Origin of the sequence: Psychrosphaera sp. 1_MG-2023 (assembly GCF_030548245.1) — a bacterium.
GTDB classification, from domain to species: Bacteria; Pseudomonadota; Gammaproteobacteria; order Enterobacterales; family Alteromonadaceae; genus Psychrosphaera; species Psychrosphaera algicola.
This window is the reverse complement of the sequence record NZ_JAUORW010000017.1, coordinates 31,893-58,059: the sequence shown is the minus strand read 5'-3', so window position 1 is coordinate 58,059 and position 26,167 is coordinate 31,893. Positions and strand designations below refer to the sequence as shown.

The window sequence follows — 26,167 nt, the reverse complement described above, 5'->3', positions numbered from 1 at the left end:
TAGAGTCTCCTAATTGAGTTTTTCAATGTGTTGAGCGTGAAGTGCAAGAATGGGTTGACCATTTTTACTTTCGTGACGGTTTAAAAAACCACTCACATTAACTTCATCACCTACAACAAAATTTTGTATTAACTGCCTTTGTTGTTCACCACAGGTTACAACATGAATTCGAATATAAGCGTTTCGGCTAAACTCGTCTTCCTGTTGAATAGAACGATGTTCAATTGAAAATTGACCATGAACTACGCCTGCAGGACTTTCAGAAAACTTGGGTGATTTGCAAATTTGGCCCGTTAAGACCACCTGATTAAACACCTAAGCTATCCTCAATTAAGCAGCTTCTTTCTTCTCTTCTTTAGCCAGAGGAGAAGGTTCAGTAACTGCATGGTCCTTACGGATAGTTAGAGAACGCAATACCGCATCGTTGTAGCGGAATGTTTCTTCTAATTCAGCAATTACTTCACTCGGCGCTTCAACATTCATAAGAACGTAGTGTGCTTTGTGTAATTTCTCAATTGGATAAGCTAATTGACGGCGACCCCAGTCTTCAAGACGGTGTACTTGGCCATTGGCTTCAGTAATAGAACCAGTATAACGTTCAATCATACCAGTTACTTGTTCACTCTGGTCAGGGTGAACCATAAAAACGATTTCGTAATGACGCATCGTTAGATTCCTTTTGGATTAGTAGCCTTAAACTCAAGCTCAGCCAAACTTGTACAAAGGCAAGGAACAAAAATTGATAGCTGATTTGGGGGCGCAATTATACCTACTTTTTGATTTGGCTCAATCGATTTGATGACTTTTCAAACAATTAGTTTAGATAACCCTATTTTGTTAGCACTTACCAACCGCAAGTGCCTAATTTTTGCGCAAAATGTAACAAAGTGTTGCACAGAAAAAGCGCAACCTTTATTCTGTATAGCAAATGAGCAATGTGATTTAAGAGCAGTGCCGTAATTAAGTTAATTAAGAAAAATAAAAATGGCTCAAGCTGAACAACGTGGTTTTGCTATCAAATATTTGGAATCTCAGGTCGAAGACAATTATTCTCGATTTGTCGTAGCGACTTACGTGTTGGGCATCATTGCATTGCTATTTTGTTGCCGCAACATATACCATCAAGTCAACGACATTAACGGAGAATACAGTAGCCCTTACCTAATAATTTGGTTTGGCCTATTTTTATGCTCAGCCGTTTTCCGTTTTGTTTTACCTACAGCGAAAGCCTATAACAACATTAAGAACATGGACTTCTTGATGATGAGTTACGCCATAATCGTATGCATTATTGCGGCGTCTATTACCGCTTTACAGTCCTTATTAACGCCAAATTTCACCGCATTCTCGTTTGCTATTTTAGGCACAGTAACCGCGTACCGAGCCTGTTCTCTTAAATATGTCATCATTATGGCAATTGCCACAACCCAATTCTCAGTGGTTTATTTCCATTTTTATGATCAGCCTTTTAGCGTCCTATTTTTGTTTCCCATCATTGCGATTTGTGTCGTTTCATTTTTAATTGCCAACTCGCTAGAGAGCAACCGCAGACTGATGTTAAAACTGTCCATGGACTTAAAAAAGACCAACGAAAAACTCAAAGAAGAATCCATTCAAGATCCATTAACAAAATTGTACAACAGACGTTATTTAACGGACTTCTTACTGCGCGAAGTTAAAGAATTTGCACGCTCAAATGAGTCTTTTTGCATTGCTGTATGTGACTTAGATCACTTCAAAAAAATTAATGACACATTAGGTCACTTAACTGGTGACCAAGCCCTTATAGCAATCGCGGAAGTATTAAAACAAAGTAGCCGATCTACGGATATTTTGATCCGATTTGGCGGTGAAGAATTTGTTATTGTCATGCCACGTACTAAAATTTCGGCTGCACTGACCGTGATTGAAAGAATGAAGGCAAATATCGAGAAAAATCAATTTGAAGGAATTTCTTGGCCGCTATCAGCAAGTTTTGGATTAACTCAAATTAAACCCAAAGACACTGACATTCTGCTCCTTGCCCGCGCTGACAATTTACTTTATCAAGCCAAAGATGCTGGCAGAAATTGCATCATGACGGATCAGGTCGAACATACTCAAAACATCACAGGCTAGTTTTAAATTCATCTAAAGCTGTGAAGTCGATAGCGATATCGTTTTACTGTCGATCTCCTATTAAAAGTGCCTTGAAATACGCAACAACACTGGCGTATATCAAGACACCGTTTTCATAGCGGTTTATTGCTTATAAACAACACCGTCTTTCATTACAAAAGTTACATTTTCCATAAGATCAATATTGCTAATTGGATTGCCATCAACAGCGACGATATCCGCTAAATAACCCGCTTTAATTTGACCAATGTTATCCTGTTGCAAAAGATCAGCACTATTTAATGTTGCCGCCTGAATCGCTTGCATAGGTGTCATCCCAAACCGTACCATACGAGAAAACTGTTTGCCGTTATCGCCATGTGGATAAATTGCCGCGTCTGAACCAAATACCATTTTCACACCAGCTTCGACGGCCATTCTAAAGCTATCACGTTGTGCTTTTGATACGAGTTTTTCTTTGTTGATGTTTTCTTCTGGGACTCCATTTGCTTCACCAAACGCCAACGTATACTCAGTATTATAAATATCACACGACAAGTATGTACCATGCTCTAGTGCCAAATCGATTGCTTCTTGGTCCATAAAGCTACAATGTTCAACACTGTCGATACCAGCACGGATAGCGGCTTTAATACCTTCAGTCCCGTGCGCATGTGCCGCAGCAATTAGACCGCGCATATGAGCTTCTTCGACAGCCGAGCGGATTTCTTCTTCCGTTAATTGTTGTATGCCAACTTTAGTGCCCTTTGAAAACACACCACCTGTTGCACACACTTTTATTGTGTTTGCGCCATACTTGATGTTTTCACGCACCTTAGTTCGCACCGCCCACGGACCATCTGCAACACCACCACTGATACTTTCTGCTTCTGGTGGTGAGAAATTATCATCACAATGACCGCCTGTAATACTAACAGAATGGCCTGCGGCCCAAATTCGAGGCCCGACAACTTCACCAGCGTTAATGCCGTCTCGTACACCAATGACTGAATAACCCTTTGCACCCAAGTTACGAACAGTAGTGAATCCAGCCATCAAAGTTTTTTTAGCATTTTTTACCGCTTTTACCGTCATCCTAGGAACCGAGTTTCCTTTTGATGCCAAAAAGTTCTCTTCCGCATCACCAGTTAAATGAACATGCATATCCATTAAGCCTGGTAATAAGGTTTTCCCCTGTAGGTTAATAATGTCAGCGCCTGCATCAGCGGAGACTTTGCCCTGTCGGCCAACCTCTATAATCACGTTATCTTCAACTAAAACCGACACGTAATTAATCGTTTCGCCACTTTCCACATCGACATAGGCGTCGGCGTTAATGAGGGTTTGTTGTGCTAGTAAATTTGAGGAACAGAATAAAATACTCAATAAAGCTGCTACCGGGACCAAACGCATATGTTACCTTCCACTTTTGTTTTTTCTTATTAATACCTTTGCTTATTAAAGCAGAGTTTCCTAAACAAATATCGGTTTTTATATCGAAGTTCCTGTTGTTCATCGTATTTATCGAGGATGGACGCAAATCCATATGTAAATTACATAAAAAAAGGCACTACGTCGTAGCACCTTGATTTAATATTGACCTCAGTCACTAATTATTACGGACCTATGCTCCGATAACATCGTCGAGTTATACCGACTCCAAGTCACTGTCTGACGCTTCACCGTCGGCTTCTTGATCATTATCCTCGGCATCATCTGGCGAGGACGTTTTAGGATCTTCTCCAATCGCCATTAGCTGTTTCTTCTGCTCCGGCGTGATCTTATGAATTGCCGAAATAAAACATTTCACAGGAATAGTATTCGGCACTAACACATAATCAAATTTAGCCCGCAAAGACCCACCTTGATGTTCTATAGCTAATTGATGAGCAAAGTCGAGATCAAAACAGTTCCGTTGCAATGTCACTAAATAAGGTGAGCGAAAATTACGGTATAAAATAAGGTGTTTCGCCCCTAAAGAGGACCACTGATCAAATTTGAATCCAGGGATTTTATCAGTACGTTCAAGGTTGTTATCCACCACAAACTGTTCATAGGCGGCAGTCCGTTCTTCTTTCGTGAGCGTATTATTTGAGGCGCAACCAACCAATATAAACCCAGCGACAATTATTGATAAAATGAGCTTAAACATAATACCCCTTACTTATTTTAGTTTTACTTAGTATAACCATGAATCTACTACAATATCGTTATCAATTGTAACTATCTATCTAAACCATTTGTAATAACGACATACGATATAGCCAACAAGAACTTTCGTCACACCTTGCTTCCTGTTATTATCGCGCCAAATTCTGATGTCGTGTTTTACAACACGATATTTACTACATTATTTTAGGTGCCTACTCTGTAGGGTAACTGGGAAGATTGGTGAAAATCCAACGCTGCCCCCGCAACGGTTATTTTGAAAAAATAAGCCCGATACCGACCTAAGATAAATAACCGATTTGCGGTGGGCGAATACGGCATCCAACTTCGCCTATTCGTCGCGACCTTGTGTGCCCCTTTCGTCTCATCGAGCTAATATAAGCTCAACTACGAGATGACATGAAACAGTTCTTATTTACAGCTTACTTCTTTTTAATCACTGCAACGCAGGCATTTGCTGACGTCGGTGAAAAATCAGATCAGACTGTAGAAAAAATAGAGCGAATAGAAGTCCTAAATAGTGGCGAGGATACCTCACTTAATACCTATTTAATTGACCAACAAGCCTTATTAGAAACAGCCAATAGCTTATCTTCTGTTTTAGCCAGCTTACCTTCGGTGCAAATACGACAGGTGGCAGGGTTGGGTAACCCAATTGCAATTTCAATCCGAGGTTCAACCAGTCAACAAGTTAATCTACGCATCGATGGTCAACTCATTAATACCGGTCAATTTGGCGGGTTCGATTTAGACCAAATCCCGTTGGCACTAATAGAGTCAATTGAAGTCAGTCAATATCAATCGACATCTACAGGAGTCACACCTATTGGTGGCGAAATTCGAATTAATACAATCAAAGGCGATGGCAGCAATGCAAGTTTGTCTGCCACGTTAGGCAGTTGGCAAACCCAAGAAATTAACTTGAAAGGGAATTTGCTTTATAAACAGCATCAATTGTCGATGAGTGTAAACCACCAGCAAACAGACAATGATTATGAGTACTTAGTACCGCAAAGCTTTAACAATAGTCAAGAATCGATAACCGAACCTCTGCGGAATAACCACTTTAGAAAAACTACTTATTTTTTAAGTGACGAGTTTTCATCAAGTAACACAACAACGTCAATCAATGCTCAATATAACGAGCAACTCAAAGCCATTCCTAATTATCAAAATAACTCTCCAGAAATGGCATCTACGCTAGAAAATACCAACTACAGAGTTGGTTTTGAACACGCGACTATACAACCATTTGATTTGTGGCAACTCGACTACGCTGTTAATTTGGAAGCCTATTGGTTTAATCAACAAGAAACATATACAGACCGACCAAAGGCAAGTAAAAACGACATTTACCAATACGATACAGATCAATTTTATGTGCAGTTTTCGGCTCCGACAAAATTCAACACCCTAAAAGTAACGCCCTACATTAATATCAATAACCAAACATTTGTTTCAGATAGTTGGGTTAATCAACAGCGCCCAGCTTGCAATAATTTTCAAAGCTGTGATGTTGAGGCAACTCAACGTTTAATGAACCTCGGCTCGCGACTGAATTGGCCAGGAAAGTCGGCTATACAGTATTCATTACTGTGGAATTTTTTGAACGCTAAAAACACCAATGACGCCCGTTACCAGCCAGATACAAAGAGCTTAAACAGCAGTTATTCTCACCACTCAGCTGAATTTGATGTGAGTTATCGGTTTAACCATCATCGCATTTCAGCCCATATCGCTAAAGGGATAAGAACCCCAACGCTAAGCGAATTATTTGGTGACCGAGGTTCTTTCAAAGGAAATGAAGACTTAAAGGCTGAACTTGCCAATTCAATTTCACTTAACTGGCTCGCCCGTTGGCAAAATATCAATATTCAAAATACGCTGTATGCCCAACAAATTGATAATTCAATCGTCGCTATATTTAATTCAAGTGGCATCGGTAGTTACACCAATGTCGCGTCATCAACGTTATTTGGTCTATCGACGCAATTGGATATCGCCGTAACGCCGAATTTTAAACTTATCGCAACCATCGACCTCATTGACTCAAATACACAATCTGACATTCATGTGTTTGATAATAAAAAGCTGCCTGGTATTTACCACCAACAATATCAAGTTCAGGCCCAATATTCGTTTAACCAAACTTGGTATCTAAGCCTCCAAACTCGAATCGAAAACGACTTGTACTTTGACCGAGCAAATAAAGTCTCGTCTCATTCTGGTTTTCCAACGGACAACAATACCACGCAGCTGCAATTGTCTTGGCATCACGCCAAGTACAGTGCCTCGTTGGCGATAAACAACATTTTTAACCAATCCTATTACGACTTAGCCAATCGCCCAGCGGCCGGTCGAAACATCAATTTTAAATTTACTTTGAAGGAGTTCTAATGAAACAACAGTACAAACTTACTCTCGCGGCCCTATTCGCCGTCACTTTTATCTCTGCCTGTAGTAGCGATGACGACAATAAAGATGACAACACTGATGTCGAAATCATTGTTGAAACCACACCTAGCAATGCCGTTGTTCAAACGATTGCACCTGACTATACATCATCAGAATTAGTTATGGTTACCGGCGACGACGCGCAAGTCAGCACAGGTTATCAAGTCAAAGACAAGTCAGACTTTACGGTATCTGCCTATAACAACGAAGTGTTCCATATTGGTCGTTTTGGGATTGATACTATTGAAAAGTTTGCCTCTGACAATCTCGATGTGGCGACTTGGTCTTACTCTACTCAAGATGACTTAGACACGACATCTCGTAACCCTTATGCCATTGCATTTGCTTCTGATCAAAAAGCGTATTTATTGCGTTATGGCTCACCAACGGTTTGGATTGTTAATCCACAAGCAACTCAAGCTGAAGACTTTAAAATTGGTGAATTGGACCTAAGTGCTTATGCTGAAAATAACAGTGCTCAAACCCCATCACCTTCATCTGCAGTGATCACCGATGGAAAGTTATTTATCGCCATGCAACGTATAGACGATAGTTGGAACGCTCAATCAGCTTATGTTGCCGTGTTTGATACTGCAACTGACGCTGAAATTGAAACCAATGCATCGTCAACCGATAGCGTTATGGGTATTCCAGTTAACGGCGTTAATCCGCTTGAAAATAGCTTAGTTGCATTTGGCGATGAAGTATTTATTACATCACGCGATAGCTACTCTAGCTTTGACTTAAGTGGCAGCATGATTGAAGCAATTGATACAGACACGTTTGCACTACGTGAAGTATTAACTGCGTCGGATATTACGGACAATACAGCGGCTAATATCAAAGCTTCAGTGGTTGTTGACGCTGACACTGGGTTTTTCTTCGTAAGCCAAAGTGTTTATGAACCGTCATACCACGAAGTTTCTGCTTTATACCAATTTAACCCAACAACCGGTGAAATTAACACTCAAACTGTTGCGGGTTCTGGAGAAGAAGCAATCAATGCTATTGCTTATGATGCCAATGGATATCTTTGGATTGCAGTAGGCTCAAACACCACGCCAGGTTTAGACATTCTCGACTTAGAAACTGGCGAATTATATGGTGAGCGATTACTTACAGACTTAAACCCTGCGGTTATCGCAATCTTAGAAGACTAGGTTTTTAATGCGCTTGAATGAGCGCGTTCGAGAAACCATAAACACTTAGTTTTCAAAATTTAAAAAGGGCGGATAGTTAAAACGCCCTTTTTTATTGCCTATCTTTTTATTTGTGCGTTCGTTGATAGTTAACCCTTTGCTAAGCACTTGCCCCTCTCAAAGCGTCAAATAATAATTAACGAAACCCATCTATCTTTTTACACATGTCACCTAGGCCAATAAGCATTCGACGACTAAAGCGATGAATAAGATCAGCATCTACTTCCATAAATTGATTGTTTTTAACCGCCGGTACAACAGTCCATTTTTGCCAATCGATTTTAGGTTGAGGCTTATCTGACTTTTCCTGCGGCATAATAATAATTGAAGGCTGAGCGACAATGACATTCTCTATACTGATCTGGGGATACTCAGTTGGGTTGTTGGCAAAAACATTGACCCCACCACACGTTTCAATAAGTTGATTGATCCATGTATTTTTGTTTACTGTCATCATCGGTTCCGACCACAATTGATAAAACACGTCAACAGGATGGCGATTACCGTAACGTCGTTGAATAATCTCCAAGTCATCTTCAAACTGATCCGCGAGTACCTCTGCATTATGTGATAAGCCGGTTAACTCGCCAAACATTCTAAGTTCCGCCGCAACGCCACTCAATGAAGTAGGCTCGCTGTAAATCACAGGTAACCCCAACTTTTCTAATTGAGCAATATCACCATCTTGATTCCCGCCTTTCCAGACAATGATGAGATCAGGTTTAAGGGCCAAAACCTTTTCCATTTGAATGCCGTAATAGCCTCCAACCCTTGGAATATCTAACGCTTCCACGGGGTAATCGGCATAATCGACAGTGGCGACAATTTTATCACCCGCACCAATATCAAATAACGACTCAACGATATGCGGTGCGAGCGCAATAATTCGCGTCGCTGGTTTTATGTTCGCTTTGGACGCAGCCATGCCAGAGCTCGAAACCGTTAGGCCGAAGCTAATTAGACACGTTAAAATACTCGCGGTTATCAGATTTTTCATGGGTTAGAAATCAAATCCTTTTTGTGCTTTCACACCCGAATCAAAGGCGTGTTTGACGTTTCTAACTTCACTAACCGTGTCGGCCAATTCAGTTAATTCACGGTGCGCGCCGCGACCGGTTAAGATCACTGATTGCATTTTTGGTCTATTTTTTATCGCTTCGAGCACATCTCCAAGTTCGATGTAATCGTAGGTGATCATATACGTTAATTCGTCGAGTAAAACCAAATCGATACTCTCATCTGCCAAGTACTGCTTAGCGACAACCCAAGCTTCCTGAGCTGCGGCCGTATCTGAGTCACGATTTTGCGTTTCCCAGGTAAAGCCGGTTTCCATAAACGTAAATGGAACACCAACTTTTTGCAATAAATTGCGTTCACCACACTCCCAGCCGCCTTTAATGAATTGCACCACTGCGGCACTCATACCGTGACCAACACAACGTGCAACAGTGCCAAAACCAGACGTAGATTTTCCTTTACCGTTTCCGGTTATCACTTGGAATACACCTTGTTCGGTTTGTGCTTTAGCGACTCGTTCGTCGACTTCTTTTTTTATCCGTTGTTGACGTTCTGCGTGTTTCTCGTCGCGGCGGGCTTTTAGTTCATCTTGACTCATGAGTCATTCCTATTATTTGTTGTATTTTTTGCATATCTAAATTAGCGCGTAATGAATCGGCTAATTGATCCAGTTGTTCTTCTCTATGACGGTTTAAGTCAAATCCTGCTTTAATACCGTGTGCAGGGTTTATCCAGTCAAACAATAAATGGCTTATCTGTGGGCTATCAAATAATCCGTGGATGTAAGTTCCCATAATTTGATTATCGTCTGATACAAAACCGTCAGGTTTTTTCACAATGCCCTTGTCTTTATCATAGTCGTCAATATAAAAAGCTGGCTGACGTAATGCGGCTCCTGTGGAATGGCCACAATGAATTTCATAACCGTTAAACGAAACAGCGTGCAGAGCACTCGTACCAGCAATTTGAGTTAAGGTTTTCGATTCTGTTAACTCAGTTTCAAAGTCAGCTAATGCTAACCCTTTGGTTTTAGGCGTACTGGACTCAACACCATTAGGATCAAAAATGGTATGGCCTAACATCTGAAATCCGCCACAAATACCCAGTAATTTGCCGCCATAACGCAAATGCCGATTAATTTGCGCCGGCCATTTGTTGTATTTTAAGTGAGTCAGATCGCCAATGACATTTTTACTGCCGGGTAAAATAACCAGATCACAATTAGGCAAAGATTCAAATATACCAACATATTGTAAATCAACATTTGGGTGTAACCGAAGTGCGTCAAAGTCCGTATGATTGCTAATGTGCGGAAGCACAATTACGGCAATTTTTAATTGCACAGTTCCGGTCTTATTTTCAATGCTTATCGCATCTTCAGCATCTAACGCTAAATCGTGAATATAAGGCAAAACCCCCAAAACCGGCTTATTTGTTTTATCTTCCAGCCAATCAAGTCCCGATTGTAATAATGCAATATCGCCACGGAACCGATTTATCACAAACCCTTTTACCCGCGCCTGCTCTGTTTCAGATAGCAGCGCCAATGTACCGACTAGGTGCGCGAATACACCACCTTTATCGATATCGGCAATAATAATAACCGGGCAGTCGACAGCTTCGGCATACCCCATATTTGCAAGATCATTTTCCCTAAGGTTAATCTCAGCAGGACTGCCCGCCCCTTCCACTAACAATAGGTCAAACTCAGTGGCTAATCGTTGATGCGAAACCAGTACCGCGTCCATCGCCACTTTTTTGTAGTCGTGGTAAGTATCCGCTTCCATGTTACTCAAGGCTTTTCCATGAATAATGACCTGCGCGCCTGTATCTGAGTTTGGCTTTAATAAAATGGGATTAAAATCGACTCGCGTTTTTTGTCTTGCCGCAACGGCTTGTAGTGCTTGGGCCCGGCCAATTTCACCACCATCGTCGGTAACGGCACTATTAAGTGCCATATTTTGTGGTTTAAACGGGGCTGTTTTTACGTTTAAATCTGAGAAGACTCGGCACAGTCCAGCGACTAACGTGCTTTTTCCTGCATCGGACGTAGTCCCCTGCACCATTAATACTTTCATTGTTCGCCCTTTTGCGGTTTTAGCCTCATATTTAAACCGGCGACAATAAAATCAACCGTACCAGCAAGGCTTGCGATATCCTGATGTAGCCACCCAGCTTGGTCGACAAAAGTACGAGACAATTCACCCAAAGGGACTATGCCCTGACCCACTTCGTTACTGACCAATACAATCTGAAATTTATTGTGTGCCGCGTTTTCCAACACGCTGAGCAGCCGCTGCTTTTCATTTTGCCACGCCGCGTCATTGTCTTTACAAAGCCAATTAGTTAAATACAGAGTTAAACAATCAACAATAATGCAGGTGTGTTCAGTTGCATTTTGCTCTATCGTATCGGCTAACTGAAGTGGCGATTCTATTACTGCCCAACTTGCTGGGCGATGGTTTTTATGATGTGCGATGCGATCAATCATTTCATCATCGAGACCTTCGGCAGTCGCAATGTAAATGACGTTTTTTCCTGATCTTGCAGCCGCGTTTTCGGCAAAACGGCTTTTGCCAGACCGTGCGCCCCCTAAAATAAAGTGAATGCTGTTGGGTCCCATCATTATCCCACCAGCCAAACAACTAAGAGGACGTAAACCAGTATTTCAAACACTTGTTGTGTGGCGCCTAATATATCGCCGGTGTACCCGCCAAGTTGTGATTTCATGTATTTCTTAAATGCCAACCGTAATGCCAATATGACGCCAATACTCAATAAAACATGGGTTATGGCAACCTCCAATACGAATAACAATATCAAGCCAACAATAGCTAAAGAGCACATTAATAATCGCCATGCACCGCTAGGTAACTCCTGTGCAATCGGCTTGGTTTTGCTTTGTTGATCAAGTTGCACGTAGGGCAACGCACCAATTAGGCTCACCGCGATAACTCGACTTACACTATGACTTGTGAACAAAGCGACAACAAACTCAATAAAGCCGACATTAATAAGACTAACAAGCAGTTGGTATTTTATTAATAAAACAATAATCAACGCCGAACTGCCATACGTTCCAATACGACTATCCTTCATAATGTTGAGCTTTTGTTCTTGAGTCCAACCACCACCAAGACCATCAGCGGTATCAGCCAAACCATCTTCGTGAAAAGCACCGGTTAACATTAAGCTAACGGCCATACTTAGCGCGACAACAATTTCCGGAGGAAGTATCAATAACAGTGGCCAACTAACAATGGCTAAAATCGCGGCAAGAACAAAACCGACAAATCCAAAATAAGCGGATGTGTGGTTTATGTCACTGTCATTGACCTGCTCTTTGATCACGATAGGAATACGAGTTAAAAACACCAGTGCCAAACGGAAATAAAACCAATGTTGTTGAAGGTTTTGTCGCTTGCTCATTTGTGAGTTTGAAGTTGAATTCATTGGTTCGTCACAACATCGTCAACCTGCGCTGACTCAAAACTGGCCATGTCATTATAAAAGCCACAAGCGGCCATAATGAGCGGCAAACTTAATGCTGCGCCAGTACCTTCGCCTAACCGCAAATCAAGATCCAGTAGTGGCTCCGCGTCAAACCAATCTAACATAGCCGCATGACCCTGCTCGCCGGACGCATGGGAGAAAATTAAGTAATCACTGACATGTGTATTGATGAGTTTCGCTACCATGGCCGCGGCGCTGCAAATAAAGCCATCGACCACAATGGGTATTTTTAACTCTGCCGCCGCTAACATAGCACCGCAAATTTGCACAATTTCGAAGCCCCCTAATTGGGCTAACAATGTGATTGGCTCATTAGGAGTCGGTTGTGACACCTTTATTCTGTCGACAGCCTGTTGGACTAGTTTGATTTTATGCTTAAATACATTATCGCTAATGCCGGTACCTCGACCTACGGCGTCGGCCGCCGATAAATTTAATATAACCGCCATCAAAGCCGACGCACTACTCGTATTGCCTATGCCCATTTCACCAAATGCAATTAAGTTACAGCCTTGTTGATGTTTCTCAGCGACAAGAGATTTAGCCAGCTCAAAACCTTTGATAACTTCCGCCGTTGTCATCGCATCTTGCAAATGAATGGCCTGTGTCCCCGCGCCTAATCTTTGGTTTAAAACACCAAGGGATTCAGCAACAGGAACAAGTATACCCGCGTCAACGACGGTGAGTTGCCAATGGCACTGACGAGTAAACACGTTAATGGCCGCTCCGCCGTTGGCAAAATTCATCACCATTTGTTGCGTCACTTCACTGGGCGCTATGGATACCCCATGCGCTGCGATACCGTGATCAGCGGCAAACACAATTAGGTTAGGCTGAGTAATTTCTAAGGTTTGTTGCCATGCGCCTGCATTGTCTGAATAAATTTCAGCCAATGTTACAGCAAGAGATTCAAGCTTACCGAGGGCACCAAGTGGTTTCGTTTTATTGTTAATTTTATTGGTAATTAAAGCGCTAAAAGAAGTCGACAATGGGGCTATTTCAAACATATTAATCAAGCGCCTTACGTTTTCGTAAATAAAGGAGAGACAGAAAAAATACGCTGCCAATGGCTGAGGTAATAATTCCAATGGGTAGTTCTTGATTGGTCAAGATTATTCGTGAGCCTATGTCTACCCACAGCATAAAAATCCCGCCAACAAAGGCGGTGACAAAAAAGCTAAACCGACTGCCGTTAGTCACAAAATAACGAACAATATGCGGGATCATTAACCCCACAAAACCTATCCCGCCGCATAGGGCAACTATCGATGCCGTCAATAACGAACTCAACAGCAACATATTGATACGTAGTCGCGATACATTAATCCCTAATGTGGTGGCGCTTTCATCGCCTAATAACAACGCGGTGAGTTGGCGTTGATGTAAAAACATAAAAACTAAACAGATGGAAACCACTGTGGTGGGGATCCATAGGGTTTGCCAATCCGCTCGGGCAAAACTACCTAAGGTCCAAAACATAATCGAGGTGACCGCTTGTGGATCACTCCAATACAGCATTAAACTGGTAAAAGCGCTAAATAAAAACGATAACGCCACGCCAGCCAACAGCATATTTTCAACTTGTCTAGGGCCATAATGCCCTGCAATAACTAACAACATCACAACGGCAAGCAAGCTACCGACAAATGCGCCTATCGACAAATAAAAACCAAATCCCAACGACGTAACAGACATAAGGGCAACAACACCTAAAGAAGCGCCTGAGGAAATGCCAAATAAATAGGGATCTGCAAGTGGATTTCTCGTCACTTTTTGTAATATCAAACCCGCTAAAGCCAAACCACATCCAGCGACAAATGCCAATAAGCTGCGTGGCATCCGTAAGTCCCATACAATGCTACTAATATAGCTAGACTGATCATTCGATAGCCCAAACACTGAATCAAATACTTGGCTAAACGACAACTGTGCGGCACCAATAGATAACGCTGATGCAAAACTGAAGATTAAAATGAGCAAAAGGATTACTGAAAAATAGACCATTTGTTTAGTTGCGTTATTCTTCATGGTCGGTTCCCGCAACATAGCCATAATAATAAGTAACTAGTGGTGCACTATGCTGAGGATGCTCAGACACTTTTGTGCAAACATCAAATACCTTAGACAATTGATGTTCTGTAATAACCGATTTAGGTGAACCACTGGCCACCAACTTACCCCCTTTTAATAGCAATAAGTTGTCACACATCGAAGCCGCTAGATTGAGGTCGTGAAATGACGCTATAACGGTAATACCTAAAGACTTAGCCAATTCCATAATTTGAATTTGATATTTGACATCAAGATGACTTGTTGGTTCGTCCATGATGAGAACTTGCGGTTTTTGTACAATGGCTCTGGCGATCATCACTCGCTGTTTTTCACCACCAGATAAAGTTTCAAAGTTATCCGCTTGTTTGTCACTAACACCAACCTGTGTCATTGCCGCTTGCACTGCTGCATGATCGTTTCCATCTAAGCGACTTAGCCACGACTTATGAGGCGTCAGCCCCAATGCGACGACATCGGCCACTTTGAGCTGAAAGTCTTGCGGTGTGTGCTGCAATACGACAGCCACTTGTTTGGCGTATTCTGTTGGCGACAACGTTTGAATGTCATCCCCTATATAACGCACAACACCTGAAGTTGGTTTCATATAACGATAAAAGCAACGAAGTAATGTCGACTTACCAGCGCCATTTGGCCCTAATACGCCGGTAAAACTTCCTTTATTAATGGAGCAAGAAATATTGTCGAGAATAACGCGTGAATGAACGTGCCAACAAAGTTGGTCAACGTCTAAAATAGTTTGCTGCTGTGTAGATATCAAAGTCACGCCGTTTGCTTAGCTCTAATAATGCGGGCGTAAAGAGGTAGATCAATTTAAAGGTAAACTGATGTTTCCCCTAATACGAGTATGCCCGCTCGTTTAGGTCAATTATGTTCTTATTAAAATACTCTGGTATCCTGACTTTCAGCTACTCGATGTTTGCCTTCCCAACCATAATTTAATTTTGGCCAGTGGTTTCAAACATTGCTCTGAATACAGTTGCGGGTACAGTTGTGGATTCGAACCACATTCCCAGTTTTAATAAGTTGTCTCTGAGCGCCATCATACAGCAAAATAGCAATTAGTATGAAGAACAATCAGACATCTGGATGGCTATTATCCAAAAGACTACATAAATAGCAAGGTCAAACTTGCCTCCTGACTTAAAAAACATGATTTAAAACAAGGCTAAAAAACAAGGCTTACCCAAGGAGGATGATTGTCGTCGGAATAAACTTTAACGCAAATAACACCGCCATATTTAACCTCTAATCGACTGTGAATACTGCTCAACGGCGACACCCCAGTGACCAAACCAATGATTTGTTTGATAACACCAGCGTGGGTTACAACCAAGACGTTTTCTTCTGTATGCTGTGCAACTTGATGTTCCCACCATGCTTTGACTCGAATCGAAAAATCAGCAAATGTTTCCCCCCGCGGAGGCGTTACCGTATCAGGTGTTTCCCAAAAGTCGCCAATATTTGGCTTAGGCATCTGCCAAAGCTGATCAAACGCTTCGCCATCCCACTCGCCAAAGTTCATTTCTTGGATTGCGGAAGAGAAATCTAGGGGCAAATTTTGATTAATTGAAAATTCTTTTGAAAATACTTTGCAACGTTTTAATGGCGAAGAAATACAGCGATTTATATCAAGTCCATAAGTGGAAGTACGCATTTGTTGCAATCCCACTACTGACAGCGGAATGTCTGTATGCCCTGCCAACTGGCCTTTGCCGGTTAATTCACCATGCCGTAAAAAATAAAAGTAACAGGTTTTCAAAATCATTCCGACGAACTTTTGTTCGTTTTTCAACCTTATATTCCAGCTAGATTGAACTAAGTCGATAAACAAATCCAACTTTTTTGGATTAAAAGTGTGCTGTTTTATGCTTTTAATGGTAGAATCCCGCGGCTTTTTTTAACCAATCCATTTTGAGAAGATAGAGTACGATATGGCTGACTTATCTAAATACAGAAACATAGGTATCTTCGCTCACGTTGATGCTGGTAAAACCACAACAACTGAGCGTATTTTAAAATTAACTGGTCAAATTCATAAGACCGGTGAAGTACATGACGGTGAGTCTACGACTGACTTCATGGAACAGGAAGCTGAGCGCGGTATTACTATCCAATCAGCAGCAGTAAGTTGTTTTTGGAAAGACCACCGTTTTAACGTTATCGATACTCCAGGACACGTTGACTTCACAGTTGAAGTATATCGTTCTCTTAAAGTATTGGACGGCGGTATTGGTGTATTCTGTGGTTCTGGTGGTGTTGAACCACAATCAGAAACTAACTGGCGCTACGCGAATGACTCAGAAGTTGCACGTATTATCTTCGTAAACAAATTAGACCGTTTAGGTGCTGACTTTTACCGCGTTGTTAAACAAACTAAAGACGTACTTGGTGCTAACCCACTAGTTATGGTACTTCCAATCGGTATCGAAGACGATTTCACTGGTGTTGTTGACTTGCTTACACGCAAAGCTTACGTTTGGGATGACACTGGTCTTCCTGAAAACTACGAAGTAACTGATGTTCCTGCGGACATGGTTGACAAAGTAGAAGAGTACCGTGAAGCGTTAATCGAAACTGCTTTAGAGCAAGACGATGACCTTTTCGAAGCATACTTAGAAGAAGGCACAGAGCCTTCAATGGAAGACATCAAGCGTTGTATCCGTAAAGGTACTCGTACAATGGATTTCTTCCCAACATACTGTGGTTCTGCATTTAAAAACAAAGGTGTTCAATTAGTTCTTGACGCTGTTGTTGATTACTTGCCTTCACCTACAGAAGTTGATCCTCAGCCACTAACTGACGAAGAAGGCGAACCTACTGGTCGTCACGCTATCGTTTCTGCTGATGAATCTTTCAAAGCGTTAGCATTCAAAATCATGGATGACCGTTTTGGTGCCCTTACGTTCGTACGTATCTATTCAGGTAAACTGAACAAAGGTGATACGATCATGAATGCTGCTACAGGTAAAACTGAGCGTGTTGGCCGTATGGTTGAGATGCAAGCAGATGACCGTAAAGAACTTACTTCAGCACAAGCGGGCGACATCATCGCTATCGTTGGTATGAAAAGTAACGTTCAAACTGGTCACACATTATGTGATCCTAAAGACCCAATCATCCTAGAAGCAATGGTATTCCCTGAGCCAGTAATCTCAATCTCTGTTAAGCCTAAAGATAAAGGTTCAACTGAGAAAATGGGTATTGCCATCGGTAAAATGGTTGCTGAAGATCCAACATTCCGCGTTGAAACTGACCAAGATTCTGGCGAAACAATCCTATCTGGTATGGGTGAGCTTCACTTAGACATCAAAGTTGATATCTTAAAACGTACTTACGGTGTTGAATTAGAAGTTGGTGAACCTCAAGTTGCATACCGTGAAACTATCACGCAAGCAGTTGAAGATTCATACACGCATAAGAAACAATCTGGTGGTTCTGGTCAATTCGGTAAAATTGATTACCGTATCAAGCCTGGCGAACCTGGTTCTGGCTTCACGTTTGCATCAACTGTTGTTGGTGGTAACGTACCAAAAGAATTCTTCCCGGCTATCGAGAAAGGTTTTGCTGGTATGATGGAAAATGGTGTTCTTGCTGGATTCCCTGTACTTGACGTTGAAATCGAACTATACGATGGTGGCTTCCACGCAGTCGATTCATCTGCAGTAGCATTTGAATTAGCAGCACGTGGCGCATTCCGTCAGTCAATTCCAAAAGCAGGTGCACAACTACTTGAACCAGTAATGTTAGTAGACGTGTTCACTCCTGAAGATCACGTTGGTGATGTTATCGGTGACCTTAGTCGTCGTCGTGGCATGATCGCTGGTCAAGAAGCGGGCGCGACTGGCGTACGTATTAAAGCTGATGTACCACTTTCAGAAATGTTTGGTTATATCGGGTCATTACGTACTATGACTTCAGGCCGTGGTCAATTCTCTATGGAATTCAAAAACTACATGCCTTGTCCTAGCAGTGTTGCAGAAGAAGTTATTGCTGCCGCTAAAGAAGCTAAAAAATCTAAATAAGTTTTTAACTAAATTTATTGTAAAAACCGCTGATTATTCAGCGGTTTTTTTATGCCTGTAAATCAACAAAATACGTCTAGAAGGAACAACAAAGCAGCCTCAGCCTTAAGTTCACAATATTAAATTTTTCTAATATAAGACATTCCCCTATTGTGAAAGTCCGACATTATTACTATTGTTACCAATACTTATTGTATGAAAATTAGAAGACCCTATTATCAGCATGTATTCCTACGTTGCCCGCCAACCTATCGTTGATAAACATAATAATTTATATGCCTATGAATTATTGTTTCGAGATACTGAAAACAACACATTTCCAAAAATACACCCCGACACGGCGACAACAACACTTATTGCAGAAAATGAACTCACTATGGGTTTGCAGAAAGTAACAGACAATAAATTAGCCTTTGTAAATTTCCCCACCGATACGCTAATTAATAACTTTCCAGATTTTATCGACCCAAGTACGGTTATTATAGAAATCCTTGAGGATGTAGAAGTCTCCGACAAATTAATCTCAGTGTTAGAAACACTCAGTAAAAAAGGTTATGTCTTTGCACTAGACGACTTTGACTTTGATGAAAAATGGTTACCTATTGTGCCATTTGCCCAAATAGTCAAAGTCGACATTCAGCTGGTAAGCCTTCTACAATGTATGAAGCAAATTAGACGTGAAGAATATAAACATGTTATTTGGTTAGCGGAAAAGGTTGAGACAGAAAAACAGTTTGCTCAATATTTGTCACTCGGCTTCACCTATTTTCAAGGATACTATTTTTCTCCTCCTGAGATGCTCAAGAAAAACAAAGTAAGCCTATCGCAAAACCTAGTTGTCGAGTTGATTAGCCTAGTGAGCGAACCTAAATTAAATTACAACACACTAGAACAACTATTCTTAAAAGACATAACGCTAACGTATAAATTACTGCGCTTTTTAAACAATGCAAACAAGCAACTTGAGAAAGAAATAGAAAGTGTCCGACACGCCCTTATATATTTAGGTGAGCACGAAGTTAAAAAATATTTATCATTGCTGTTAATCGCAAATTTGGCGTCGGATAAAAATAGCGATTTAGTACTAAAGTCGCTTCAACGAGCTAAATTTTGTGAAATAGTTCTGACTAATGCAACGGATAATAAATTTGATGACAGAGCGTTCTTAGCGGGTATGTTGTCGCAGATAGATTTAATCTTAGGATACCCACTCGATGACGTTTTACAACTCATTCCATTGCACCCAGAAATAAAAGCGGCATTGGTAAAAATAGAATGTCGCCGCTCAATTGCGCTCCAAATCGCTAAAGCAAAAGAGCAAAATAACGAAGAACTTGTGGTCAAATACGCCGAACAATTAGACGCACCAATGGAAAAAGTTGACGCTGCTTATGCGTTTGCGCTGGATTGGTCTAAAACTATCATTTAATGCTCTGATTTGCTTTGTGGTACACTCCGCCCCGTACCACATTTCTAATTAAAGAGGCCCTGATTTTGAGCGAAGTCATATCCAAACGTCTAAACAAATATATAAGCGAATCTGGCTTTTGTTCTAGACGTGAAGCCGACAAGTTAATCGAGCAAAATCGCGTAAAAATTAACGAACAAATTCCCGAGCTCGGCACAAAAGTTTTGCCAGGAGATACTGTAACAGTTGATGGTAAATTGATTAAAGCGAGTGCCGAAAATAAATCGGATAGGATCTATATTGCCTACAATAAACCAATTGGCATTACCTGTACGACTGAAAAACATGTTAGGGGCAATATCGTAGACGCGATCAATCACAAGCAACGTATTTTCCCAATCGGTCGCCTCGATAAACCTTCCGAAGGGCTCATATTTTTAACCTCTGATGGCGATATTGTTAATAAAATTCTTCGTGCCGAAAACGCCCATGAAAAAGAATATGTAGTTACTGTTAGCACCCCATTAAACGACCGATTTAAATCTCGAATGGAAAAAGGCATCCCAATCTTAGGTACCGTAACTAAACCTTGTAAAGTTAAGCTTATTGGGCCAAAGCAATTTTCAATTATTTTAACTCAAGGACTCAATCGACAAATTCGCCGCATGTGTGAATATTTGGGATATGACGTTACGAAATTAAAACGCACACGAATAATGAATGTATCGTTAAAAGGGTTAGCTGTAGGACAATGGCGTGAATTGTCCAAAAATGAAATGGCGACAATAAATAACGCAGTGCAGGGCTCATCCAAAACAGCCGACTAAACCATACAAATATTGGCTTAAATAAACCACTAATTTTGGCATTTTTGCCAGATAGTGGTTTATTAAACCAAACGCAACGTTTCTTTTTTATAGAGATATATTTTAAACCTTTAAAATCATATAGTTAAAACATGGCCTCGATTTTGATTGTTATAGCTTAATAACGTTAAAATTAGGACCGTTTAAAAATATGAAAAAGCTATTCGTTAAATTCACTATCCTTGCACTGTTTACTACTGCGATCTCAGCCTGTGTCATTCATGTTGGGGGCAACAAAGGCCAAAAAGCCAACGTGCAATTAACTGAAAAACTCGAGCTTGATGCCACAGGATTACGTAATTTTGAAATCGAAGCGGGTGCCGGCGACCTTACTATTAGAGGTATTGAGGGACAAACCAACATTATTGTTGAAGCTTCAATCTTCACAACAAAACAAAAAGATTATCAACTCACACTAAGAAAAAACGGTAAATCCGCTGAGCTAGTTGCAAAACATGACGGTAGTTCTGGTTACTGGATTGGCTCTTCACCGCGTATACATTTACAAATAACCATGCCACTTGAACTCGCTTTAACTATCGATGATGGTTCTGGGGATATTTCTATATCAAACGTCACCAACGGTATTGCGATTGACGACGGCTCTGGAAACATTTTGCTCAATCAAGTTGCCAAAGACATTGTCATCGATGATGGTTCTGGTGACATCGTCGTTAAAAACGCACACGGAAATGTTTGGATTGACGACGGCTCAGGTGAACTCTATATCGCCAATATTAAAGGTAACGTGGACATTGAAGACGGCTCTGGCGACCTAACAGTAACTCAAATATCGGGTTTGGTGACAATTGACGATGGTTCTGGCGACATCTCAATAAATACCGCTGGCGGCTTAACGATTATCGAATCGGGTTCTGGCGGATTGGCTATTTCTGGTATCAAAGGGAACGTCTCAATTGACGACTAATGGGGTATAAAATGAAAAAGCTTCTTTATACAATCACAGGTGGTTTGTTGGTGTTCTTAGGTTTGATATTTGTCATTGTCCCTGGGCCGTCGCTGTTGCTACTGATCCCAGGCTTGTATCTACTTAGCTTTGAATACCCAGCGGCAAAGGTTTGGCTAAAACGATGTCAAAAGATGTTGAGTAAGAGTGCCCGTTGGCTTGATGCTCAAATAAGCAAACGCCGCCGTTCCCATTAATTCAGCTGCAAAACGCCCGACCCTGTTGGGCGTTTTGGATTTTGCTATTCCTATTCCTATTCCTATTCCTATTCCTATTCCTATTCCTATTCCTATTCCTAAACAATCACAATGCCACCGCAACATTGTTAAAAAAATACACATCTCAAATTAAAACCTAAACAAATTCAGTGTCAGCTTTCAATTTTCCTCATCGTTAAGTACTCTTAGGTCAATAAAAGATAGGCATATTCGAACCATGTGATTTTATCTCGCATTCGCCGTGCCATTATATCTACGACTTTGACTTCAAGGGATCTGCAGATAAATGAAGCGCTTAAGAAAACAAAAAAATGCGATTGCGATTGGGTTAATCATCACCTTTTTGGCTTTAGGACTAATAAACCCGCAAAACAAACTACTGCAGGAAAACATTTCAAAAATCGAAGGCATTATTTATGACCTAAGGCTCAACGCCACTCTACCGGATACCCCAAGAAAAAGTAGCCACAATATCTTTATTGTCGACATTGACGAAAAGGCGTTAGAAGAAGTTGGTCGCTGGCCATGGAGCCGTGCCACTGTAGGCCAAATGGTTGAACAACTCAAAGAAGCTGGGGTCGTTGTTGTCGGATTCGACGTCGTATTTTCTGAACCAGAAATAAATCCGGTGGATACCTTAATCGACGCTGACGCTTTAAGTCACCTCTCAAAATCTAAACTCGCTGAATTAAGGCTTAAACTCGACGCCGATACGCAGTTTGCACAAACCATAGCGGACTATGACGTTGTTTTAGGTGGTCTGCTACAAGATGACAAGTCAGTTGACGTAGGTACGCTTAAACCGTCTCCTATTGTCATGTTGGATCCTAAAGCCGTTCGAATATCTAGTATGCACTTTGCCGGAAAAGTTGCGAATGTTGAGGTCCTCCAAGAAGCGGCAATCTCGCAGGGCTTTTTCAATTCTGTCCCAGATGTCGACGGAGCAATTCGCCGAGCCGCTTTAGTGTTTGAACATAATGGCGTGTTATACCCTTCCTTATCTATAGAAATAGCTCGCGTATATGAGCTCGCCGATGAAGTCTTTGTTGAGACTAAACCATCTGAGGCATTTGAAGGAGCTCATGATATTTCAGCCATCAAATTTGGCACTAAACGACGGATAAAAACTGACTCATTTGGTCGAGTATTAATTCCTTATCGTGGGGGACGAAAATCTTTCCCATATTATTCTGCTACTGACATATTACATGGACGCATCGCCCCTGAATTACTCGAAGGTGGCGTTGCGTTAGTGGGCACATCGGCTGTTGGCATTGCCGATTTACGAGAGACCTCAGTCGGTATTCAATACCCAGGGGTTGAAGTACACGCCAATGTGGTTGAGGGTTTGCTTAATCCCGAGCTGTTTAAGTACCGTCCGGTATTTTGGGAAGGTGCCGTAGCAGCGCAAATTGTTATTTGGGGGCTGATTTTATCATTCGTCTTACCCTTCGTCGGGCCTATGTCGATGGCGGTTTGGGGACTTGTTTCCATCGCAAGCATCGTTGGGTTTAATTTCTATCTCTGGCAAGTTGAACAAATGGACCTCCCCATAATCCATGCATTAATAGTGTCCATCGGGATTTCAATATTTAATATTGCAAAGGGCTTCTTTAGTGAAAATGCAAACAAACAACGGATCAAATCGATGTTTGACCAATATGTACCACCAGCGCATATAGACCAAATGTTAAGTGATCCATCAAGCGCATCATTAAAAGGTGAAAGAAGAGAAATGTCGGTGCTGTTTTCAGATATCCGCAGCTTTACCAGCATCTCTGAAAAACTCTCCGCTAATGATTTAAAAGACATGTTAAATGAATACTTTTCTCCAATTACCAAGAGCATATTTGAGCATGAAGGTACAATCGACAAATACGTTGGTGACATGGTTATGGCCTTTTGGGGGGCCCCTATCGACAACCCTAGACATGCTGAGTTATCGGTCATCGGTGGCTTTGACATGTTAAAAATCACCGCCTACTTACGGGAAGAGTTTGCGAAAAAAGACTGGCCGGCTGTGCGCGTTGGTATTGGGATAAATACCGGTGAAATGAACGTCGGTGACATGGGATCAGAATATCGTCGGGCATATACGGTGCTTGGCGACGCAGTGAATTTAGGTGCTCGTCTTGAAGGGTTAACAAAGTTTTATGGTTTGGAGTTTCTTGTTAGTGAATTCACCCGAGCGCAATGCCCTAATATCGCATTTAGGCCCGTGGACAAAGTAAAAGTAAAAGGTAAAGATTTGGCCGTCGCCATCTTTGAGCCCGTTTGCATGTTAGACGATTTGGACGATGTCACTAAAGTGGAAATCACCGATTTAGAATCGGCTTATCAAGACTACCTTGAGCAAAACTGGGACAGTGCGGATCAAAAGTACACCACTTTGCTAGAGCAGTTCCCAGAACGATACCTTTACAAAATGTATTTGGAACGCATTGAACAGCTCAGGCATGAAGACTTAGCAAGTGATTGGGATGGCTCGTTTACTCACACTTCGAAATAGCTCGAAATGCTCGAAATAGAGTGAACGACCAGAGCATTCGTTATTGGGCATTGTTAGATTTTAAAGCAATGCCCGTTTCAACTATGTATTTTGAAATTCAACCCAAACAAAATAAAAGTACTGAGGTTATAACCCTGTTTCTTTACCCTTAGCGTCTGGCATTGCCGTCATTGCATCTAATTCGTCAAACTTTTCCAATAGCGATTGAGCAAATTCGAAAAAGCTCATTTTGCCTTTACCGTCACTATTAGAGGCTTCATTACCCGAAGAATCTGGTAAGTCGACCTGTTCAAGTATTGAGCTTATCAATTGTTGCGGATGAGTAAAATGCTCCTTGGCAATGGTCAGGCTACGAGCTAACTCAGACGCAAATTTACCAATCGGTTTTAACTCGCTTAATACACTCGGTTTAAGTATTTCTTGTTCTGGTTGATAAGCCTGTATTGCTTTAACACTTCTTACTCGAGTCATGGAGAATGCAAAGGAACTGATCTCGTTTGAATCAAATCCCATATTCATCGCTTTCTCAAATGCCTTGTTTACATCACCACCATAAAAGTCAGTCGCTAAATCATTAACGCTATTTAGAATATCGTTTATCGCTTTTAACTCGTCATCGTCGAGTTCACCGGTTACTGAAAACGCAAAGTTGTTTTCTTCTAAACTATCCGCTGACAAATAATTAAGCTGAGATTCGCCGAACTGTGTTTTTGTTGAGCCACTCGCTGACTCTGCCTGATAGGCCATTAATGAAGATGCGTTGATCGTAACGACATCTCCATCTTTTGTTTGCAATTCAAAACTAAAATCTCGAGCTTCACCCACTTGAACAGCGCTGTACTCAGCGAGCGTCTTACCAATATTTTGTCTTACTTCAGACTTAGAAGCTTTAGCAACAACGTCATTACTGCTAACAGCGCTATTGGCCAAGTCATTTACGTCGTTGTCAGAATTTTCAACTGCTGTTTCTGGTAGATACTTTTCTTTTAAAAGTTCTAATCCTGCAAGCACCTTTTCTTTGGTTAACGATATATCTTCATCAACTTCGGGGCTTAACAAGTTCATATCTTTTAGAACATCGTTGGCTTCGTCGTATCCCTTCTCAAAACCTTCTAAAGCAGCTTTTAATCTTGACTCGAGTTGCTCAGAAGTTGCGCCATCGGCCACATCATGTTTCAACCGCAATTCAACAAACTTTAAGATATTGTTTGCCGCAAGATTAGCTCGTTCTTCGCGTTCTTTAACTTCGAGTTCTTCTAAAGATGAATTTGCCGAAGGAAATTTTGCCTGCAGCGAGTCTTCAAGTCGACGATGAACCGTTTGCTGAAACATCGAAAAGCTTTTTTTATCGCTACTATTGTATTGATAGAATGTAATTTGTTCGTGTGCTTTCACACCTGTCGAACTAGATTCTTCCATTGACCTTGTTTTGTTATTTGACGAACTCGGCCCTAAGTTACTCATCAAATTTGTGTCTAATCTAATCATATAAATTTCTACCTATATCTACCCAAGATTGTTATCGGCCATAACCCCCATTAGTTAACATTTTTTATTATATCTTTTTTGTATAAATAACGAACAAAAACATATATCCCAAAAACATATTGTTTTCCAGCTAGTTAGACTGATGTTTTGTCTTAAAAAAATAATAA

The 26,167-nt window shown here is 41.2% G+C and carries 23 protein-coding genes and 2 riboswitches; of the genes, 9 read left to right on the top strand and 14 right to left on the bottom strand.

Going from position 1 to position 26,167, the window contains the following annotated elements; all coding sequences use genetic code 11:
* Positions 1-9: 9 nt before the first annotated feature.
* Both priB and rpsF read right to left on the bottom strand, forming a co-directional pair.
* On the bottom strand, positions 10-315 hold the full coding sequence (priB, locus tag Q4575_RS15625) for a primosomal replication protein N (RefSeq protein ID WP_215964677.1): 306 nt from the start codon (positions 313-315) through the stop codon (positions 10-12).
* A 15-nt stretch (positions 316-330) separates the two neighbouring features.
* Complete coding sequence (gene rpsF, locus Q4575_RS15620; RefSeq protein ID WP_215964676.1) at positions 331-666, bottom strand: 30S ribosomal protein S6; 336 nt, start codon at positions 664-666, stop codon at positions 331-333.
* A gap of 318 nt (positions 667-984) precedes the next feature.
* On the opposite strand from rpsF, the gene Q4575_RS15615 reads away from it, so the two are divergent.
* On the top strand, positions 985-2,118 hold the full coding sequence (locus Q4575_RS15615; protein WP_303523465.1) for a GGDEF domain-containing protein: 1,134 nt from the start codon (positions 985-987) through the stop codon (positions 2,116-2,118).
* A 123-nt stretch (positions 2,119-2,241) separates the two neighbouring features.
* Here the strand turns inward: Q4575_RS15615 and Q4575_RS15610 are convergent, their stop codons facing one another.
* Together Q4575_RS15610 and Q4575_RS15605 are read right to left on the bottom strand one after the other, a co-directional pair.
* Positions 2,242-3,510, bottom strand: coding sequence for an amidohydrolase family protein (locus Q4575_RS15610; protein WP_215964674.1), 1,269 nt, complete (start codon positions 3,508-3,510; stop codon positions 2,242-2,244).
* Positions 3,511-3,745: 235 nt separating this feature from the next.
* Entirely contained in the window at positions 3,746-4,249 is a 504-nt protein-coding gene (locus Q4575_RS15605; protein ID WP_215964673.1) for a DUF6491 family protein, read from the bottom strand.
* 188 nt (positions 4,250-4,437) lie between these two features.
* Positions 4,438-4,566: riboswitch (cobalamin riboswitch) on the top strand.
* Positions 4,567-4,665: 99 nt separating this feature from the next.
* Here Q4575_RS15605 and Q4575_RS15600 point away from each other — a divergent pair.
* Both Q4575_RS15600 and Q4575_RS15595 read left to right on the top strand, forming a co-directional pair.
* Positions 4,666-6,663: a TonB-dependent receptor gene (locus Q4575_RS15600; protein ID WP_303523464.1), complete on the top strand. Its 1,998-nt coding sequence runs from the start codon at positions 4,666-4,668 to the stop codon at positions 6,661-6,663.
* Positions 6,663-7,880: a cadherin repeat domain-containing protein gene (locus Q4575_RS15595; protein WP_272181402.1), complete on the top strand. Its 1,218-nt coding sequence runs from the start codon at positions 6,663-6,665 to the stop codon at positions 7,878-7,880. The genes Q4575_RS15600 and Q4575_RS15595 overlap by 1 nt, the downstream gene beginning before the upstream one ends.
* Before the next feature lie 175 nt (positions 7,881-8,055).
* On the opposite strand, the gene Q4575_RS15590 is transcribed toward Q4575_RS15595, so the two are convergent.
* The 9 genes from Q4575_RS15590 to Q4575_RS15550 form a co-directional block, all read right to left on the bottom strand.
* Entirely contained in the window at positions 8,056-8,916 is an 861-nt protein-coding gene (locus Q4575_RS15590) for a cobalamin-binding protein (RefSeq protein ID WP_303523463.1), read from the bottom strand.
* A 3-nt stretch (positions 8,917-8,919) separates the two neighbouring features.
* Positions 8,920-9,534 carry a cob(I)yrinic acid a,c-diamide adenosyltransferase gene (gene cobO, locus Q4575_RS15585; RefSeq protein WP_303523462.1) on the bottom strand — a complete coding sequence of 205 codons (615 nt, stop codon included), beginning with the start codon at positions 9,532-9,534 and terminating at the stop codon, positions 8,920-8,922.
* Positions 9,521-11,014, bottom strand: a complete 1,494-nt coding sequence (locus Q4575_RS15580; RefSeq protein ID WP_303523461.1) for a cobyric acid synthase — start codon at positions 11,012-11,014, stop codon at positions 9,521-9,523. Before Q4575_RS15580 ends, cobO begins: the two co-directional genes overlap by 14 nt.
* The gene (gene cobU / locus Q4575_RS15575; protein ID WP_303523460.1) at positions 11,011-11,562 is read right to left on the bottom strand and encodes a bifunctional adenosylcobinamide kinase/adenosylcobinamide-phosphate guanylyltransferase; all 552 of its coding nucleotides are present in this window, start codon (positions 11,560-11,562) and stop codon (positions 11,011-11,013) included. Before cobU ends, Q4575_RS15580 begins: the two co-directional genes overlap by 4 nt.
* A complete protein-coding gene (locus Q4575_RS15570) occupies positions 11,562-12,389 on the bottom strand; it encodes an adenosylcobinamide-GDP ribazoletransferase (RefSeq protein WP_303523459.1) in 828 nt (275 codons plus the stop codon). The genes cobU and Q4575_RS15570 overlap by 1 nt, the downstream gene beginning before the upstream one ends.
* A complete protein-coding gene (gene cobT, locus Q4575_RS15565; RefSeq protein ID WP_303523458.1) occupies positions 12,386-13,456 on the bottom strand; it encodes a nicotinate-nucleotide--dimethylbenzimidazole phosphoribosyltransferase in 1,071 nt (356 codons plus the stop codon). The genes Q4575_RS15570 and cobT overlap by 4 nt, the downstream gene beginning before the upstream one ends.
* A 1-nt stretch (position 13,457) precedes the next feature.
* Positions 13,458-14,453: an iron ABC transporter permease gene (locus Q4575_RS15560; protein ID WP_303523478.1), complete on the bottom strand. Its 996-nt coding sequence runs from the start codon at positions 14,451-14,453 to the stop codon at positions 13,458-13,460.
* Positions 14,454-14,466: 13 nt separating this feature from the next.
* Complete coding sequence (locus Q4575_RS15555; RefSeq protein ID WP_303523457.1) at positions 14,467-15,285, bottom strand: ABC transporter ATP-binding protein; 819 nt, start codon at positions 15,283-15,285, stop codon at positions 14,467-14,469.
* Positions 15,286-15,388: 103 nt separating this feature from the next.
* A riboswitch (cobalamin riboswitch) is annotated at positions 15,389-15,574 on the bottom strand.
* A gap of 113 nt (positions 15,575-15,687) precedes the next feature.
* Complete coding sequence (locus Q4575_RS15550) at positions 15,688-16,281, bottom strand: histidine phosphatase family protein (RefSeq protein WP_215964663.1); 594 nt, start codon at positions 16,279-16,281, stop codon at positions 15,688-15,690.
* 172 nt (positions 16,282-16,453) lie between these two features.
* On the opposite strand from Q4575_RS15550, the gene fusA reads away from it, so the two are divergent.
* The 6 genes from fusA (at position 16,454) to Q4575_RS15520 (ending at position 24,512) form a co-directional block, all read left to right on the top strand.
* Positions 16,454-18,544 carry an elongation factor G gene (gene fusA, locus Q4575_RS15545; RefSeq protein WP_215964662.1) on the top strand — a complete coding sequence of 697 codons (2,091 nt, stop codon included), beginning with the start codon at positions 16,454-16,456 and terminating at the stop codon, positions 18,542-18,544.
* 223 nt (positions 18,545-18,767) lie between these two features.
* The gene (locus Q4575_RS15540; protein WP_303523456.1) at positions 18,768-19,973 is read left to right on the top strand and encodes an EAL and HDOD domain-containing protein; all 1,206 of its coding nucleotides are present in this window, start codon (positions 18,768-18,770) and stop codon (positions 19,971-19,973) included.
* A gap of 65 nt (positions 19,974-20,038) precedes the next feature.
* On the top strand, positions 20,039-20,779 hold the full coding sequence (rluF, locus tag Q4575_RS15535; RefSeq protein WP_303523455.1) for a 23S rRNA pseudouridine(2604) synthase RluF: 741 nt from the start codon (positions 20,039-20,041) through the stop codon (positions 20,777-20,779).
* A 190-nt stretch (positions 20,780-20,969) separates the two neighbouring features.
* Positions 20,970-21,746 carry a hypothetical protein gene (locus Q4575_RS15530; RefSeq protein WP_303523454.1) on the top strand — a complete coding sequence of 259 codons (777 nt, stop codon included), beginning with the start codon at positions 20,970-20,972 and terminating at the stop codon, positions 21,744-21,746.
* 11 nt (positions 21,747-21,757) lie between these two features.
* Positions 21,758-21,982, top strand: a complete 225-nt coding sequence (locus Q4575_RS15525; protein WP_303523453.1) for a PGPGW domain-containing protein — start codon at positions 21,758-21,760, stop codon at positions 21,980-21,982.
* Between the two features lie 307 nt (positions 21,983-22,289).
* Positions 22,290-24,512, top strand: coding sequence for a CHASE2 domain-containing protein (locus tag Q4575_RS15520; protein ID WP_303523452.1), 2,223 nt, complete (start codon positions 22,290-22,292; stop codon positions 24,510-24,512).
* Between the two features lie 126 nt (positions 24,513-24,638).
* On the opposite strand, the gene Q4575_RS15515 is transcribed toward Q4575_RS15520, so the two are convergent.
* On the bottom strand, positions 24,639-26,000 hold the full coding sequence (locus Q4575_RS15515; protein ID WP_215964656.1) for a DUF5610 domain-containing protein: 1,362 nt from the start codon (positions 25,998-26,000) through the stop codon (positions 24,639-24,641).
* Positions 26,001-26,167: the final 167 nt, after the last annotated feature.